General features: G+C 45.0%; 12 protein-coding genes. 6 read left to right on the top strand and 6 right to left on the bottom strand.

What is annotated here, in order from left to right:
* Positions 1-350: 350 nt before the first annotated feature.
* Complete coding sequence (gene recB / locus L1D11_RS05520; RefSeq protein ID WP_239862196.1) at positions 351-4025, top strand: exodeoxyribonuclease V subunit beta; 3675 nt, start codon at positions 351-353, stop codon at positions 4023-4025.
* A complete protein-coding gene (gene recD / locus L1D11_RS05515) occupies positions 4025-6217 on the top strand; it encodes an exodeoxyribonuclease V subunit alpha (protein ID WP_239862194.1) in 2193 nt (730 codons plus the stop codon). Before recB ends, recD begins: the two co-directional genes overlap by 1 nt.
* A gap of 52 nt (positions 6218-6269) precedes the next feature.
* Here the strand turns inward: recD and L1D11_RS05510 are convergent, their stop codons facing one another.
* Both L1D11_RS05510 and argA read right to left on the bottom strand, forming a co-directional pair.
* The gene (locus L1D11_RS05510; protein WP_008223046.1) at positions 6270-6461 is read right to left on the bottom strand and encodes a hypothetical protein; all 192 of its coding nucleotides are present in this window, start codon (positions 6459-6461) and stop codon (positions 6270-6272) included.
* A gap of 282 nt (positions 6462-6743) precedes the next feature.
* Positions 6744-8081, bottom strand: coding sequence for an amino-acid N-acetyltransferase (gene argA, locus L1D11_RS05505; protein WP_239862192.1), 1338 nt, complete (start codon positions 8079-8081; stop codon positions 6744-6746).
* 161 nt (positions 8082-8242) lie between these two features.
* On the opposite strand from argA, the gene L1D11_RS05500 reads away from it, so the two are divergent.
* The 4 genes from L1D11_RS05500 (at position 8243) to csdE (ending at position 11299) form a co-directional block, all read left to right on the top strand.
* A complete protein-coding gene (locus tag L1D11_RS05500; RefSeq protein WP_239862287.1) occupies positions 8243-8716 on the top strand; it encodes a DUF2850 domain-containing protein in 474 nt (157 codons plus the stop codon).
* A gap of 81 nt (positions 8717-8797) precedes the next feature.
* Positions 8798-9910 (top strand): murein transglycosylase A, encoded by a 1113-nt coding sequence (gene mltA, locus L1D11_RS05495; protein ID WP_239862191.1) that lies wholly within the window; start codon positions 8798-8800, stop codon positions 9908-9910.
* Positions 9911-10023: 113 nt separating this feature from the next.
* On the top strand, positions 10024-10833 hold the full coding sequence (tcdA, locus tag L1D11_RS05490) for a tRNA cyclic N6-threonylcarbamoyladenosine(37) synthase TcdA (RefSeq protein ID WP_239832017.1): 810 nt from the start codon (positions 10024-10026) through the stop codon (positions 10831-10833).
* Between the two features lie 37 nt (positions 10834-10870).
* The gene (gene csdE / locus L1D11_RS05485; protein WP_239862189.1) at positions 10871-11299 is read left to right on the top strand and encodes a cysteine desulfurase sulfur acceptor subunit CsdE; all 429 of its coding nucleotides are present in this window, start codon (positions 10871-10873) and stop codon (positions 11297-11299) included.
* 77 nt (positions 11300-11376) lie between these two features.
* Here csdE and csdA read toward each other — a convergent pair whose 3' ends face one another.
* The 4 genes from csdA to L1D11_RS05465 form a co-directional block, all read right to left on the bottom strand.
* Positions 11377-12588, bottom strand: a complete 1212-nt coding sequence (gene csdA / locus L1D11_RS05480) for a cysteine desulfurase CsdA (protein ID WP_239862187.1) — start codon at positions 12586-12588, stop codon at positions 11377-11379.
* Between the two features lie 87 nt (positions 12589-12675).
* Complete coding sequence (gene panE, locus L1D11_RS05475; RefSeq protein WP_239862185.1) at positions 12676-13569, bottom strand: 2-dehydropantoate 2-reductase; 894 nt, start codon at positions 13567-13569, stop codon at positions 12676-12678.
* Between the two features lie 110 nt (positions 13570-13679).
* Complete coding sequence (locus tag L1D11_RS05470; RefSeq protein WP_239862184.1) at positions 13680-14495, bottom strand: outer membrane protein OmpK; 816 nt, start codon at positions 14493-14495, stop codon at positions 13680-13682.
* Positions 14496-15121: 626 nt separating this feature from the next.
* Entirely contained in the window at positions 15122-16480 is a 1359-nt protein-coding gene (locus L1D11_RS05465) for an MFS transporter (RefSeq protein WP_239862183.1), read from the bottom strand.
* Positions 16481-16521 lie beyond the last annotated feature (41 nt).

The raw sequence follows: 16521 nt of genomic DNA, 5'->3' as shown, positions 1-16521 counted from the left end.
GAGTCGCTGGTAAGCATTTGGGGTGCTTGCTTTCAGTGTGAAAGGAATCAAGGGAAGAGAAGCAAGGTACAGGAAATAAAGTGGCCGCCAGTAAATCATTATTAGTGTAGGGCGTTCGCTGTACGGCCACAGGTCAGAGGGACCATTATTCTGTGGTTCTAAGTAGGCAATGAGTATAAAACTCGAATCGCGCTCCTGAACTCGTGGGCGCATAGTAGCGAGGCGATCCGAATTGATCCGTGAGAGAGATCGCACTAACTATTAACAAATCAGCGTAGGACGTAAATTGAATGACGTTTTCCACGCTAGGTCACATTTGTAACAACATATTTATCAGAAGGCAGTAAGGCATGACGACCACAAGCAGTGTTCAGGTAATTGCTCCACAGACACTCAACACCATGACGTTTCCACTTCATGGCGCGCGTTTAATTGAAGCATCGGCGGGTACAGGTAAAACATTTACCATCGCTGGCTTGTACTTACGCCTATTGCTTGGGCACGGCACGGCTGCACCGCAAGGTGAACTCGCGGAAGCTACCCGACACCATGAACCGTTGACCGTAGACCAAATTCTGGTAGTGACCTTTACCGAAGCGGCAACCGCAGAGCTGCGTGACCGTATCCGTGCTCGAATTCATGATGCTCGCATTGCGTTTTCTCGCGGGCAAAGTGACGACCCAGTGATTGCTCCTTTGCTGCAAGAGATCGAAGACCATGCTGGCGCTGCGAAAACACTGCTCAATGCCGAAAGGCAAATGGACGAAGCGGCGGTGTACACCATTCACGGCTTCTGTCAGCGAATGTTGACTCAAAATGCCTTCGAGTCTGGTAGCCGATTTGATAATGAATTTGTGACTGATGAAAGCCATCTTAAGGCGCAAGTGGTAGCCGACTATTGGCGTAAGCAGTTTTATCCGCTGCCGATTCAACTGGTTGGTGAGGTTCGTAATATCTGGGGTTCACCGGCTGCATTATTAGCAGACGTCAATCGTTATCTGACGGGCTCTCCATTGAAGCTAACCGTCGATGCGATGTCGGGGGATTTGCAAACACTGCACAACCAAAACCTAGATAAAGTAAAGCAACTTAAAGCGCTGTGGTGTGAATCCGAAGCGGACTTTTTGGCTTTGATTTCAGGTTCAGATGTGAACAAACGCAGCTACACCAAGAAATCTCTGCCGACTTGGTTAGAAGCGGTAACAGCATGGGCGCAGAGCGACACTCATGATTACCAGTTTCCTGATAAATTAGAGAAGTTCTCACAAGCAACGTTAATTGAAAAAACACCAAAAGGTAGTGCGCCTCAACACGCGGTATTTGAGGCTATTGAGAACTTCTTAGACTCTCCTTCAGATCTGAAAGCTCCGTTATTGGCGCATGCGATTACTCATTGTCGAACTATGCTCGCCAAGGCGAAACAGCAGAAGCAATGGTTATCGTTTGATGATTTGCTGACTCAGTTATCTGCGTCTATTGATGTCGATGAGCAATCACTGCTGGTGGAGAGAATTCGTACGCTCTACCCGGTGGCGATGATCGATGAATTCCAAGATACCGATCCGCTGCAATACAGTATTTTTAGCCGAATCTATCTCGATAGCCCGCAGTGTGGTTTGTTTATGATCGGTGACCCGAAGCAGGCTATCTATGGCTTCCGTGGCGCAGATATCTTTACCTATATCAAGGCGAGAAACCAAGTTAGTGCTCACTACACCTTAGGCACCAACTGGCGTTCGAGTGCTGATATGGTTAGCGCAGTAAACCAAGTGTTTATGAACTCGGATAGCCCGTTTATCTATGACCAAGACATTCCATTCCTGCCTGTTGCAGCCAGTCCATCGGCCGACAAACGCCAATGGGTGATGAATGGTGAAACTCAGCGCGCACTTACCTTTTGGCTGCAAGAGGCTGAAGACAAGCCATTACCAAAAGGCGAATATCACAAGGCAATGGCCGAGGCGACAGCGAGTCAAATTCAAACCATTCTGACCGCTTCTCAAAATCAGCAAGCCTATTTTGATAACGGCAAAAAACAACATGCCGTGAATGCGGGTGATATTGCTGTCTTGGTTCGAACCGGTAGTGAAGGGCGTCTGATTAAAAATGCGTTGTCGGAACAAGGCATCGCGAGCGTGTATTTGTCTAACAGAGATAGTGTGTTCACCAACTTGGTCGCACAAGATATTCAACGCCTATTGCAAGCGGTGCTGACACCTGAAAACGATCGTGCATTGCGCGCGAGTTTGGCCTCCGAGTTGTTTGCTATGGATGCGGCTTCATTGGATGAACTCAACAACGATGAAGTGGTGTGGGAAAACGTCGTTAACGAATTTCGTGAGTATCGTAAGTTGTGGCTACAGCGTGGCGTGCTACCAATGCTGCGCAGTGTGATCAGCAAACGACATCTCGCGGAACGCTTACTGGAAGAAGAAAATGGTGAGCGCTCACTGACTGATTTGATGCACATTGGCGAATTGCTGCAGCAGGCAAGGCAGGAACTCGACAGCGACTACGGCTTGTTACGTTGGCTAGCAGAAGCAATTTCCGATGCTCAAAATGGTTTAGGCGGCAGTGAAGATGACATTCAGCGTCTTGAATCAGAGAGAAACTTGGTTCAAATCGTTACTATTCACAAGTCGAAAGGTTTGGAATATGACTTAGTATTTCTGCCATTTGTTGCGAGTTACCGAGAAGCGAGCGAAGGCAAGTTCTACGATCATGATTCAGATACCACAGTACTGGACATTACTGGCAGCGACAGTGCCTTAGCACAAGCCGACAAAGAGCGACTGGCGGAAGACCTACGTTTGATTTACGTGGCGCTGACTCGTGCTGTTTATGGATGTTTCATTGGCATGGCACCGCTGCGTAAAGGGCGTTCAACCAAAGAACCAACTGGCGTTCACTTGAGTGCCATGGGCTATTTGGTTCAAAACGGACAAGAGCAAGGCATTGCCGAGTTACATCAAGCTCTGTCAGCAATTGAGAGTAAGAATTCAAGCGTATTACTGTCTGAAACGCCGACCGCTCACGAACAAATTTTTGTGCAAACAGAGCAAGTGAGTGACAACTTACAGGCCAATGAACTCAAGGCTTCAATTGACCGAGCTTGGCGTATTACCAGTTACTCGGGGCTTGTAAAGCAAGGCAGTCACGGTGCGAGCCATGACGCGACTATTGAGGTGTCTGGCTTTGATATTGACTCGGCTGATGAGCAAGATGAGTCTGAGTTGATTGAACCTGAACGCTCTATCTTTACGTTTCCTCGTGGTGCTCGCCCAGGTACTTTCTTGCACACCTTGTTTGAGGAGGTTGAATTTACCGAGCCAGCAATCAGCGAACATAATACGCAAGTAATCACTCACTTATTAGAGTCTGAGCAATACGAATTAGAGTGGTTACCTGTGCTTCAGCAACTGGTCGATACCGTTCTTAACACCGCATTGGATGGTAAAAGCTTAAAGCTAAGCGAGAAAGATTCAACACAACGCTTGGTTGAGATGGAGTTCTTACTACCGATCGAAGTATTGGCCGCATCGGAACTGAATCAAACCATTCAATATCATGATCCGTTATCGGCTAAAGCGGGTGACCTAGGTTTCCAAACCGTGCAAGGTATGCTGAAAGGCTTCATCGATTTGGTGTTCGAGCATCAAGGTAAATACTATGTACTCGACTGGAAATCGAATCACTTAGGAGATGATGTTGCCGTTTACCATGGTGAAGCATTGAAATCGGCGATGGCCGACCATCGCTATGATTTGCAATATCAGATCTATGCATTGGCGTTGCACCGTTTCTTACGTAGTCGTGTTGCCAATTACAGTTACGAACAACATTTTGGTGGCGTGTACTATTTGTTCTTACGAGGAATGGACGGCCAATCTCAGCAAGGTATTTTCTCCGCGAACCCAACGCTGGCTTTACTTGATGAAATGGATCAATTGATTGACGGAAAAGTGATAGACAGACGTTCAGCACAATTGAATGACGATGAAACTGGACAGATGGGGCTTTTATAATGACAACAACGACTACTAATACCAGCATTGATACCGCGAACACAGTAAAGCCAGTTTCACTTATTCCTGAGCAACTTATGGATGTACTCAAGTTTCTTGCGGATAAGGGTTCGATTCGCCAGTTGGATTATCAATTTGCCCGCTTTATTGCCCAGCAAGCCACGAGTCACTCTCAAGAGATCGGTTTTCTTGCTGGGGTGGTGAGTCATGAATTAGGCAAAGGGCACATTTGTACGCAGCTTATACAAGCTCAAACAGCAGACCTTGCCCAATTACTCGGTTTGTACGGTGAAACGGCACTGCAGTTGAACCAGAAATTGTTAGGCATTGACTGGGTGACGGTACTTAAATCGTCAAACCTAGTAGGTACAACCAATGACTGTGTTAAGCCGCTGATGTTTGATGGGCAGCGTGTCTACTTACAGCGTTACTGGAACTATGAGGTTGTGCTGGCAGATACATTAAACCGTTTAAGCAAGCCTGTAGAATTCAACATTGAACAGAAAAAGGCACTGACGGAAACGCTCAATCAGCTCTTTGCTCGCAGTTATCATTTTCTGTTTAACGCTTTAGCCAAGGCTGAAGCAAACCAACAAACGTCTCAGGTATTACGCCAACAGCTGGTGTGCGATCATCTTGATATCGTCGATGAGCAATCTTTGAATTGGGGTGCAATCGACCAAGCGATTGTACAAACCAAGCAAGTGACGGACTTAGATGTTCTAGACAGTTTGGTACCGTTATCTGCATGTTTGAACTGGCAAAAAGTGGCGGCAGCGGTGGCATTGAGTCGTCGCTTTGCAGTGATCTCTGGTGGGCCGGGTACCGGTAAAACGACCACGGTAACCAAATTACTGTCGGCGATGGTCGAGCAATCACTAAGCCAAGGAAAAACACCAACGATTAAGCTAGTAGCACCAACGGGTAAAGCGGCGGCACGTTTAACAGAATCGATTGGCAAAGCGATTGAGCAACTGCCATTAGCGCCTGAAGTGAAGGACAACATACCAACGGAATCGAGCACCTTACACAGATTACTCGGCGCGATTCCTAATCGAGCGGAATTTAGACACAACCGACGTAATCCACTTCACCTTGATATCTTGGTGGTGGATGAGGCATCGATGGTCGACTTATCCATGATGTATAAGCTGGTGGATGCACTCCCTGAACATGCAAGGCTTATCTTGTTGGGTGATAAAGACCAACTGGCTTCCGTTGAAGCGGGCGCGGTGTTAGGTGATATCTGCTCATTCAACTCTGCTGGTTATAGTAGTGCGCAAGGCAACTTGATTGCGGAGATGACAGGCTTTGATGCGATAGCGAATACACAGCAAGCAAAAGTAGGAGCTGTTAATCCTCCGGCAATTGCTGATAGTTTGTGTATGCTGCAGAAGAGTTATCGTTTCGATGCGCGTTCAGGTATCGGGCAGTTAGCAAAAGCAATCAATAACGGGTCTGCGAATCAAGTAGACCAAGTGTTTGCCAAAGGGTTTGGCGATATTGAGAACCATCCTCTATCGAGTGACAGCTATAACTTGATGCTGCGTACTTTAGTCAATGAGTATGGTGCGTATCTGAACCGAATGAATGTGCCATTGGAAGAGTTAGAAACTCAAGAAGCGAGAGCCAAATCTGTACTCGATTTGTTCAGTCAATGCCGACTGTTGTGTTCTATTCGTGAAGGTGACTTTGGTGTTAAAGGCTTCAACCATCGTATTGAAAGAGCGCTTGCTGCAAGACGTTTAGTGAATCCGCACAACGATGAATTGTGGTATCACGGGCGACCAGTAATGGTAACGCGTAACGATCATGGCTTGGGGTTATACAATGGTGATATTGGTATCTGTATGCTCGAGGCGGATTCAAACCAGTCAGACTCAACTCCTCGCTTGAAGGTCTATTTTGAGTTGCCCGATGGCAGCGTGAAAGCGGTGCTACCAAGCCGAGTGCCTGATCATGAAACCGCTTATGCGATGACGATTCACAAATCTCAGGGTAGCGAATTTGATTTGACCTTAATGATCCTGCCGCCAGATTTCAGCCCAATCTTGACGCGAGAGCTTATCTACACAGGTATTACGCGTGCGAAGAAACGACTGATGATATTCAGTGATACGAATGTATTGAAGCGTGGAATTAAGGTGAAAACAGAACGAGTGAGTGGTTTAGGAAGTCGCTTAACTCATTAGAAATAACTGAGGTATATGTACAAAGCAACCATCCCTGGTTGCTTTGAGCGTGCTAGGAATCAGTGCCTAAAAACGCTCGAGTAAACGATATGTGGTTTATCTTGTATTTTGCTTGGCAATTCAAAATAAACTCTTTTAGATTTTCGCTCACAGGGAACACGCAATGTACGTCTAGCCCTTCTAAGAATTGGTTATCAGCCATATCCCAAAAACTTTGCAGCGAGTTACAAACAATGGTTCTCATATCAATGTTGCTCTTTTTGCTGTTTATATTAACGAGCAGAGCTAATGTTAGCGTGCTGACCGTCAACGGGTATAGCAATCCGTGCAGTGACCACCTCAATGCATGTGATATGACAACCGAGATGGTAATTCCAATAAAAACATTTGTTATTTTGTTAAGGCGACCAAATTCTATACAAATTTACTTGTGAGTTAAAGTGCATACCTAATAAATCTCATATAGAAAACGATTACATTTGCAATTATTTTTCTTTTGAAGTGAGATTTCAGTCGAAAACTTAATTTACACATTTAACGCTAAGATCTTTGAGTTGCGTTGGTAGTTGTATAGCCCCTGTTTTTCCATCGGTAGCTCATCAACTCCGATCTCGTAAAACCCTTGTTCACGAAACCAATGCAGGCTATGTGTGGTTAAAACGAAAATTTGGTCGATATCACGAGACTTCGATTGATGACGCATATAGTCCAGTAATATTTGCCCACGGTTTCCATCACGATAATCAGGATGAATAGCCACGCACGCCATCTCCGCCATATGATCTTCCGGGTATGCGTAAAGCGCTGCGCAGCCGATAATCAGCCCATCTTTTTCAATAATGGTAAAGCGATGGATCTCTTGTTCGAGTTGCTCTCTTGAGCGACGTACTAAGATGCCTTGCTCTTCCAATGGACGAATAAGATCAAAGATGCCGCCAATATCATCGATTTGAGCTTGTCTTACTTGCTCGGCACTCGCCATCACTACTTGAGTTCCAATTCCATCGAAAGAGAACAGCTCTTGGATCAGCGCACCATCAACCTTATAGCTGATTAAATGGCAACGGGGCACACCTGCACGACAAGCGGAGATCGCACCTTTCAAGAAACGTAGTGTTCCTGTGCTCATGTCTTCGGCAGGTTTTTGAGATTCCGTTAAGCGTTCTAGAATTTGCTTGGCGTCTTTAGGGAAGAGTTCGGCGAGTACAGTGCCGCTTTCATCTGTTACCCCTTGTTCGGAGCAAAAGCCAATCAGCTTGTCAGCCTTTAGGCGAATCGCAACTTGGGTGGCGACCTCTTCAGAGAGTAGGTTAAAGCTTTCGCCAGTAACGGAGCTTGCAATAGGGCCAAGTAACACGATAGAACCTTGGTCGAGCGTGCGATTAATGCCTTCTATATCGATTCGACGAATACGTCCGCTATGGCAATAGTCGGTGCCATTATCCACACCCAGTGGCTGTGCTGTAATGAAGTTGCCACTCATCACGTTAAGTTGAGTGCCCGCCATTGGCGTGTTGTTTAAGCTCATTGAAAGGCGTGCGGTGATGGCCAGTTGAAGCTGTCCAGCAGCCTGCATAGCCACACCCAGAGCATATTCATCGGTGACTCTAATGTTTTTATGATAGGGTGTGTGACAATCTTGTTTCGCCAGCAGCTGGTTGATCTGTGGTCTTGCACCGTGAACGAGAACAATCTTTACTCCAAGACTGTGGAGTAAGGCTATATCATTAATAATGTTACCAAAGTTCTTATCGGCAACGGCTTCGCCTCCCAGCATTATGACCATGGTTTTGCCACGGTGCGCGTTTACATAGGGGGTTGATTGTCTAAAGCCTTTTACTAGCGCTGTACTTCTTAGTTTCACAGAATAAGTCCAATTTGTTTATTTATTCGATAATTTAGCATTTAAATTCAAATCTAAACAACATCTTTTTGGAATAAAGCGCAAACAATTCTCATCTAGGCTTCATTATATAAAGTGTCTCAGTGTAGAATGCGCACAGTATCTTCATGAGTAGTAACCGAATGCCACAAGCTTCAGCACAAAAGAATAAAATCGATGAGATTACTAAAGGCCTCTACAGTGAGGCTGAGCAGCGCAATCAATCTCCATTGAAGCGCAAGATCATAGAGCGTTGCCTGATGGTGCTGGCTCTTGTCGGTTCGTTTGCTGTCGTATCGCTTTATGGTGATGTCATCACTCGTTTGCAGGAGGCTGCAACGCCAAATCATTTGCTTTATGGCACTTGGGTTGAGCAAGATGTGGCTCATTATGCGACAGATGAGTTTGTGTTGAATGCCAATGGAGTGTCTGTCGCTGGTTCGATTATCGCGACCAGTTTTGAATTTGACGGCAACCACTTCGAGTATAAAGCCGGAGATAAGACATACCGCTTTCGTATGACCAATTCTGACAACACAGAAATGACGCTGGATTCAGAGAGTCATTACAATCCCGTCTTTCGTTTAAAAGGCCACACTGATAACTCCGTCCGATAGGTTATCTTCTTGTAAACTCTTACAAACTAAGATTGTGTTATCTGATCGTTTTTGTCATCCTCAAAGCATAGAATTTTTAGGATGACTCTTGTGATTAAAAAATGGCTTCCCCTTGTCGCTGCCTCTGTTTTATTTGGCTGTGCTCAACCCACCGATCTCGCTCAACAACACCTTGATGACGAATTTCCCCGCACCTTAAATAAGGTCGATCAGGTTGAATCCAATAAACCAAGAGACTACACCGCATTTGCAGAGCAAGCTGAAATGGTGGTTTCTAAATCCCCTTCGATGGCTAAAATCTATGAGCCGCTTTATCAGCAACTCAATGAGTGGGCGATGCAAAGTGGAGATCCAAGCGAGCTCGCTAACTTTGGCGTTCAAACAGCTCAACTTGGTGGTGGTGATAAACAAGGCAATGTTTTGTTCACGGGATACTTTTCTCCTGTAATGGAGCTACGCCACGAAGCGAGTGAAGAATACCGTTTCCCGGTTTATGGACTTCCTGAGTGTGACAAAGAGTGTCCAACACGCGAAGAGATCTACAACGGCGCATTGGAAGGCCAGGGCCTTGAGTTAGGTTACTCGGCGAACCGTATCGATCCATTTATGATGGAAGTACAAGGCAGCGGTTTCGTGCACTTTGGTGATGACGATACCTTGCAGTATTTTGCGTACGCAGGAAAAAACAACAAAGCTTACGTGAGCATTGGTCGTGTTTTGATCGAGCGAGACTTGGTTCCTCGTGAAAAGATGTCGTTGAAAGCGATTAAAGAGTGGGTGTTGGAGAATGACCCTGAAGTCGTTAAAGAGCTGTTAGAACAAAACCCATCTTTCGTTTTCTTTGAAGCAAGAGACGACCTATCAGTCATGGGGAGCGCAGGTATTCCACTGTTACCAATGGCCGCAGTCGCTGGTGATCGCTCTATCTTGCCAATGGGAACGCCGATTCTTGCAGAAGTACCACTGTTAAATGCTGACGGTACTTGGAGCGGAGCACACCAATTAAGATTGTTACTGGTCCTAGATACGGGCGGCGCGGTTAAGCAAAACCACTTGGATCTTTACCATGGTATGGGGCCACGTGCAGGTACTGAAGCGGGTCACTACAAGCATTTTGGCCGAGTATGGAAATTGGGCTTAGACGGTAGTGCGACTGAAGCACCGTGGGCTTTACCACCTGAAAAGGTCGAGTAAACGACAATAAAATAGGGCATTGAAAGCGAATCGCTAATCCCCTAGACTTTTTATTCAAGAGTGCGTATAAAACGCACTCTTTTCTTTTTCTCAGAAATAAATTGGCGGCAACAATGCGTGAATTGACCACTCCAGCTTCAGAAAACTATGACCAACGATTCGGTGGCACTCGTCGCCTGTATGGTAATAGTGAAGTCGACATACTTAGAGCGGCACATGTGTGTGTGATCGGTATTGGTGGCGTCGGTTCATGGGCGGTTGAAGCGCTTGCACGTACTGGCGTGGGTGAGCTGACATTGATCGATATGGATGATGTGTGTGTTACGAACATCAACCGTCAGATTCACGCAATGTCGGGCACGGTAGGTAAGAGCAAAATCGAAGTGATGGCCGAGCGTGTTAAGCTGATTAACCCTGAGTGTAAGGTTAACCTGATTGATGACTTTATCGGCCCAGACAATCAGGCTGAATACCTATCGAAAGAGTTCGACTTTGTGTTAGATGCGATTGATAGCATGAAAGCGAAGGCTTCACTGCTGGCGTACTGTCGTAGCAACAAAATCAAGGTGATCACTACCGGTGGCGCGGGTGGTCAAATCGATCCGACTCAAATCAAAGTGGCCGATTTGACCAAGACGATTCAAGATCCGCTAGCGAAGAAGCTAAAAGATACCCTTCGTCGTCATCATAATTTCCCTAAGAATCCAGCGCGTAAGTTTGGTATCGACTGTGTGTTCTCAACTGAACAGCTGAAATACCCTCAAGCTGACGGCAGTGTATGTGCTGCGAAAGCAACAGCTGAAGGTCCAAAGCGCATGGATTGTGCAACGGGCTTTGGTGCGGCAACGGTTGTAACCGCGACGTTTGGCTTTGTGGCTGTTTCACGTATCGTCGAAAAGCTGATTCAAAAGCACGCTAAGTAACGTCTACTATTCAATTAACAATCGACTGGATATTAAAATGACCACATTCCCAAGCTCTCCATACGGCACTGAAATTACCAGTGATGATATTGTTGCGAAGATGCAGACATTCAGCGGCTGGGAAGACCGTTATCGCCAAGTGATTCAATGGGGTAAGAAACTGCCAGTAATGCCTGATGAACTGAAAAGTGAGCAGGTTATGGTATCTGGTTGTGAGAGCCAAGTGTGGTTAGTTTCGCAGAACATCGATGGTGTTTGGTACTTTTGCGCCGATTCAGACGCACGTATTGTACGCGGACTTATTGCGTTAGTCATGGCGGCATATGACGGTAAAACATCAGAGCAGGTACAAGCATTCGATATTGATAGCTACTTCGAAAAAATAGGTCTAATCACCCACCTAAGCCCATCTCGCGGTAATGGATTAAAAGCGATTGTTGCTCAAATCCAAGAGTTCAGTGCTTAACATCTCTTAGATATACAGAAACAAAAAGGGTTGACGCTAAACGTCAACCCTAAATAATTTAGCTACTTGGCTGTTCCCTAAAGCATATCAACGGCTTTTTCTATTGCTACTACGAGCCTTTCAACATCATCCATGTTGTTGTAAATGCCAAATGAAATTCGAACTGTTCCTTTCACTCCAAGTGCATCCATTAATGGGTGAGCACAGTGGTGCCCTGCACGTACCGCGATACCTTGCTGATCCAACAGCGTAGCAATGTCTTGGTGGTGAACGCTATCCATCACAAAAGTAATCACACTTGAGTTTGGTTTGTAGCCAAGGATTTGGATGTCATCCAATTGATTGAGTGCTTGGTAGGTTTTCTGTTGTAGCTGGTGGATGTGTTGTTCGACATCTTGTTGATCAAACTGATGCAACCACTCTATTGCGGTACTTAAAGCAATAGCCCCAGCGACATTGGGTGTGCCAGCTTCGAACTTGCCCGGTAACTCTGAAAAAGTGGTACCAGAAAATGATACTCGCTCAACCATCTTGCCTCCACCGTGCCATGGTGGCATCGCTTCTAGTAATTCAAGCTTGCCGTAAAGTACACCAATGCCCGCGGGAGCATAGAGTTTATGGCCTGAGAAAACGTAGAAATCAGCGCTTAAAGCAGCAACATCAATAGGCTCATGAACGATCCCTTGCGCACCATCGACTACCACAATTGCATTCATTTTGTGTGCTTTCTCGATGACGGCTTCAATCGGCTGACGAGAACCTGTTACGTTGGTTATTTGAGCTAATGCAACAATTTTGGTTTGTTCATTTAAAAGTACATCAAATGCAGTGAGGTCAAATTCGCAATCCGATGTCATTGGTACTTTAACGACTTTAGCGCCGGTTTGTTCTGCAACAATTTGCCAAGGCACTATGTTGGCGTGATGTTCCATTTCACTCACTAAGATCTCATCGCCAGGTTGAAGGGTACTTCTTGCGTAAGTTTGAGCAATTAAATTGAGTGCTTCGGTGGCACCACGAGTCCAGATGATCTCTTTTGATGAGGCTGCGCCAATGAACTGAGCGACCTTATCTCTAGCAGCTTCAAACTGACTGGTCGCATTCGCTGTTAAGCTATGACTACCACGGTGAACATTGGCATTTTGTTTGGAGTAATATTGGCTAATGGCATCAATAACTACCTGAGGTTTTTGTGTTGTTGCTGCGCTGTCTAAGTAAATCAATGGTTGTTGATTGATGGTTTGTGATAGCGCAGGAAACTGCTCTCGGATGTGATTGATATTAAACATCTATTCTTACCTAAAATCTTGGAAATTGGTGCTAGCGTTGTGCTTAGTGGTATTGTTATTTTATCGCGACTTGTTAACCGTTGCTGATTAATCTTGATGATTCCAGCTATTTTCTTGCTCTTTGACCTGATCGAACAGCTTTTGGTTAACGGGAACTTTTATCTGATGCTTAAGCGCTGTTTTTATTAGGTGCCCAGTGATGAAGTCGATCTCTGTCTTGCGTTGGTAAAACATATCCTGCTTCATGGATGAGTTGTTCTGCGCTGTGGCTTGGATTACCTGTTTGACGCTGGCTTCTAATTCGTCGAATGAACAAGCGATCTCTTCGGCTTGCATAACTTTTGTGAGCTCTTCAACGATAGAGCTTAAAGTATCCCCAAACTTTTGGTCTGCAAGTTCGCCATTCTTGACTTGTTTCAACCCAGTCAGTGGGTTGATAGCACAGTTGATGGCGAGCTTAGTCCATAGTGCGGCTTTTATCTTTGGGTTCCAACTCACCGCGGGGAGAGCATTATCCAATACATCAACTAAAAACGTGCACTGCTGACCTGTTTGATTAAAAGCACCCAGTTGAGTTTGTCCTAACCCTGTATGACAAACATTATTCTTGTCGGGCTTGAATGCGGCTTGGGTGGTGGTTGCCAATACTATCGGGTGAGCATTAATTTTAGTGGCAATGTTGTCGACCGCGCCCATTCCGTTATGCATGAACATCAGGATCGTATCGGGGTCGAGATATTGAAGTAACGGAGTGGTGGCTTCTTCTACTTGCCAAGCCTTAACCGTGACGATTACTAAATCACTCGCTGATAGCTTTTCGATATTGTTATTACTGAAGGCAATCGAAGTTTGTTCGTCAAGAGATAAGTCAGCAGAGGGGCCAGAAGAGCGACTCCATAAAGAGACATTATGACCAGCTTGAAGCAGTTTTATCGCCCATAAAGCGCCAATTGCTCCAGGTCCAACAATCGTGATGTTCACAGCAATACCGAGATAAGAAAGTGATGCTGCAAGGATAGCGAGGCATTAAATGAAAGCAATAAAAAATGGCACCCGAGGGTGCCATTTAGGAAACTTTCTTAGAAGTTCGATTAGAACTTGTAAGTTAAAGCGAAGTAGTGACCTACACCTGATGTAGAAAACTTACCGTATTGTGGGTGTGCTGAATCGATAAGTGCACCATCTTTAAGACCGTATACGTCTTGGTATAGTTTTAGACCGTAACCAACTGCAAATTGGTCATTGTGCCAGTAAATACCATTAAACATTGCGCCGCCATTGCTAGATTGGTTGTATGAACTGTCACGACCAAATTCGTAATCAATGTAACCTTGGTAAGCAATGAATGAGCCATTGTCAAAGTTTACAAACGGCTTAAACCAGTTTGTAGAGAATTGGTAACCGTTCCAATCTTTTGTATTTAGATCGTATGTAGCGTAAAGGTTGAACTGCATTTTGCCAAACCATGGAACCATTACGTCAGAACCGATACCAGTTTTAGTCGCGTAGCCACCGTCAGCTTTGCCATCGATAGTTGTGTAGTTTGCGACATATAGTTCTGTAACTGGACCGAAAGAAAGATCTTTACCAGTTAGGCCATCGATAGACATACGTGGTGCAAATTTAACAAATAGCTGATCATCTTCTGCTTTGTCACTGCCGCTATCGTTAGTTAGGTTAAATACATCAATGTAGCCATAAAGGTCGAAGATTCCAGAGCGACCGCCGAATTCCATTTCAAGGTAAGTGTGGTCTTTATCTTGTGGCTTCTCGTCGATAGTGTGCATGATATTAAACTGCATCCAGTTGTAATCATTTTTGTGAGTATCGCCGTCAGAATAATCTGCTGCCATTGCTGGAGCCGAAGTCGCTGCAAGTAGGCCAAGAGTTAAAAGTGATTTACGCATAATGGAACTCTCTATATTTGAAATAAGTAACCCGCTAATCCGTGCGTGTTTATGATGTCCGAATGCCGAGCATAATAGCGATTTTGTTCTCAAATAAAAGTGAGAAAGAGTGAAAACTATGATTATTATGGTGAGGTTTGTCACACTAATGATCTAAATGATGGAACTTTAATGTAGAAGTGCATGTTGATGCATTTCTTTTTCTATTGGTCTTGTAAGATTCGATTTTTTGGTGGATATATCGGTGAAATACCGCGCTAAGCAAACGATTATACTAAATAGAGTGACATGTATATCAAAATCAACAGTATTCCTTTCTATATAATATCCCTTCAAAAACGGCTAAATCACTCCTCGGTCAGAACATGTTTTTGAGCTGTTTTTATCCATTCCATGCTGCTACCGGAGCAATTAACGAATTACCTGAGACTAAATATGGTTGGTCGCTCCACAACAATCGTTCGGCGAGCCTTTCGCTAGAGGAGACTTTGGCTTTATCAAGTAGCGGAGGTTGAGGAGTTGGTGGCAAAAGGTTTCGATCTTATTGTGCTTGATAGAGCCGATTAGCGCTTGTTAGATTATTGCGACAAAGAAAAAGAGGGTAGCTCAACGCTACCCTCTTTCTATTACTCTTGGTCATTTTTGGCTTTTTCTAATAAATCAGTGAAAAAGTGTCGTAACGAGTAGAGCATGATCAAACTTGGAATCACCATGAGTGCTGTCAATATAAAGAAGGTTGGCCAATCATTGAGGTAATCAACCAGCTCACCACTGAAGGAAGCTAAAGTGGTACGGCCTAAATTCCCTAAAGAGGCAAGTAGAGCATATTGAGTCGCTGAAAATGCCTGTCCAGTTACCGCCGTCAAAAAAGAAACGAAGGCTACAGTTGAAAAAGCAGCTGTAAAGTTGTCAACCATAAGAGTGGCAACAAATAACTGTTCATTCGGGCCCACATGAGCGATCCAAGCAAACATTAAATTACTTGATGCCATCGCGACTCCGCCAATCATCAGCCCACGAACAATACCAAATTTAACATTGACCATGCTGCCAATTAGCGTAAACAACATGGTCAGTCCCCAGCCTACTAACTTTGAGTAGTAGCCAATCTGTTCATTGGAAAAACCGACCTCTTTGTAAAACGTAATCGACATTCTCCCTAAGAAAGCTTCACCTATTTTAAAGAGAAAAACAAAGAGTATTAAAGTGAGAGCGACTCTCACTCCATTGCGTTTAAAGAAATCCAGGAAAGGTTCTACGGTCGTAACCGTTAGCCAGGCAAAAATGGGGTTTCCTAAAAGTCGGTTGTGACGGATCTCCGCTTCAGCTTGTAGGTTACTACGTTTGGTCTTAGGCTCCACCACTAATAATGTGAACATCATGAGAACGACTACGATCCCAGCCATGCCGTAGTAAACACCATTCCAACCGATTGAATCTGCATTAATAAAGGCAAGGTAACCAGGTAGAGAGTAGCCAGTCCACCAACCAACTACAGCCATTGCAGAGGCTTGTGGCAGTTTTGAAGCTTCTGATTTTGGGAAGGTATCGATACGAAATGCATCAATCGCGATGTCTTGAGTGGCTGAGGCAATGGCAATAGTGAGGGCTAACATTGAGGTAAACGCCAAATTCTCAGCAGGATTGACGCCAGCAATGAATAAGGTGCTAACTAAGACAATAGATTGGCAGAAAAATATCCAGCTACGTCGTTGCCCTAAAATCGCGTGTAGCACCGGTAATTTGACTCGGTCTACCAGAGGTGCCCACAAAAAGTTAATGGCGTATACGGCAAATACACTACCAAAGTAACCAATTGCTGCACGGGTTAAACCTGCGTCTTTAAGCCAGCCAGACATGTTGGAGCCAATAAGAACCCACGGGAAGCCGCTTGAGCAGCCGAGCATGAACACCCACAGTAAGCGCTTATCGAGGTAGCTGCGGAAAGTTTGCATCCAGGAAAGAGAGGAAGTGCCTGATGACATAGAGTGTCCTTGTATAGAAAAACGCCCTTAAGAAATAAGGG

The sequence above is a fragment of the Vibrio sp. Isolate32 genome, from assembly GCF_022397955.1.
Taxonomy (GTDB): Bacteria; Pseudomonadota; Gammaproteobacteria; order Enterobacterales; family Vibrionaceae; genus Vibrio.
Note: the sequence above shows the minus strand (reverse complement) of the source record. Positions and strands in the feature narration are given on the sequence as shown.

Bases quoted from the DNA above. Each gene is read 5' to 3' on its own strand.
- recB (WP_239862196.1), top strand. From the start codon at position 351: ATGACGACCACAAGCAGTGTTCAGGTAATTGCTCCACAGACACTCAAC.
- recD (WP_239862194.1), top strand. From the start codon at position 4,025: ATGACAACAACGACTACTAATACCAGCATTGATACCGCGAACACAGTA.
- L1D11_RS05510 (WP_008223046.1), bottom strand. From the start codon at position 6,461: ATGAGAACCATTGTTTGTAACTCGCTGCAAAGTTTTTGGGATATGGCT.
- L1D11_RS05500 (WP_239862287.1), top strand. From the start codon at position 8,243: ATGCCACAAGCTTCAGCACAAAAGAATAAAATCGATGAGATTACTAAA.
- mltA (WP_239862191.1), top strand. From the start codon at position 8,798: ATGACTCTTGTGATTAAAAAATGGCTTCCCCTTGTCGCTGCCTCTGTT.
- tcdA (WP_239832017.1), top strand. From the start codon at position 10,024: ATGCGTGAATTGACCACTCCAGCTTCAGAAAACTATGACCAACGATTC.
- csdE (WP_239862189.1), top strand. From the start codon at position 10,871: ATGACCACATTCCCAAGCTCTCCATACGGCACTGAAATTACCAGTGAT.
- csdA (WP_239862187.1), bottom strand. From the start codon at position 12,588: ATGTTTAATATCAATCACATCCGAGAGCAGTTTCCTGCGCTATCACAA.
- L1D11_RS05470 (WP_239862184.1), bottom strand. From the start codon at position 14,495: ATGCGTAAATCACTTTTAACTCTTGGCCTACTTGCAGCGACTTCGGCT.
- L1D11_RS05465 (WP_239862183.1), bottom strand. From the start codon at position 16,480: ATGTCATCAGGCACTTCCTCTCTTTCCTGGATGCAAACTTTCCGCAGC.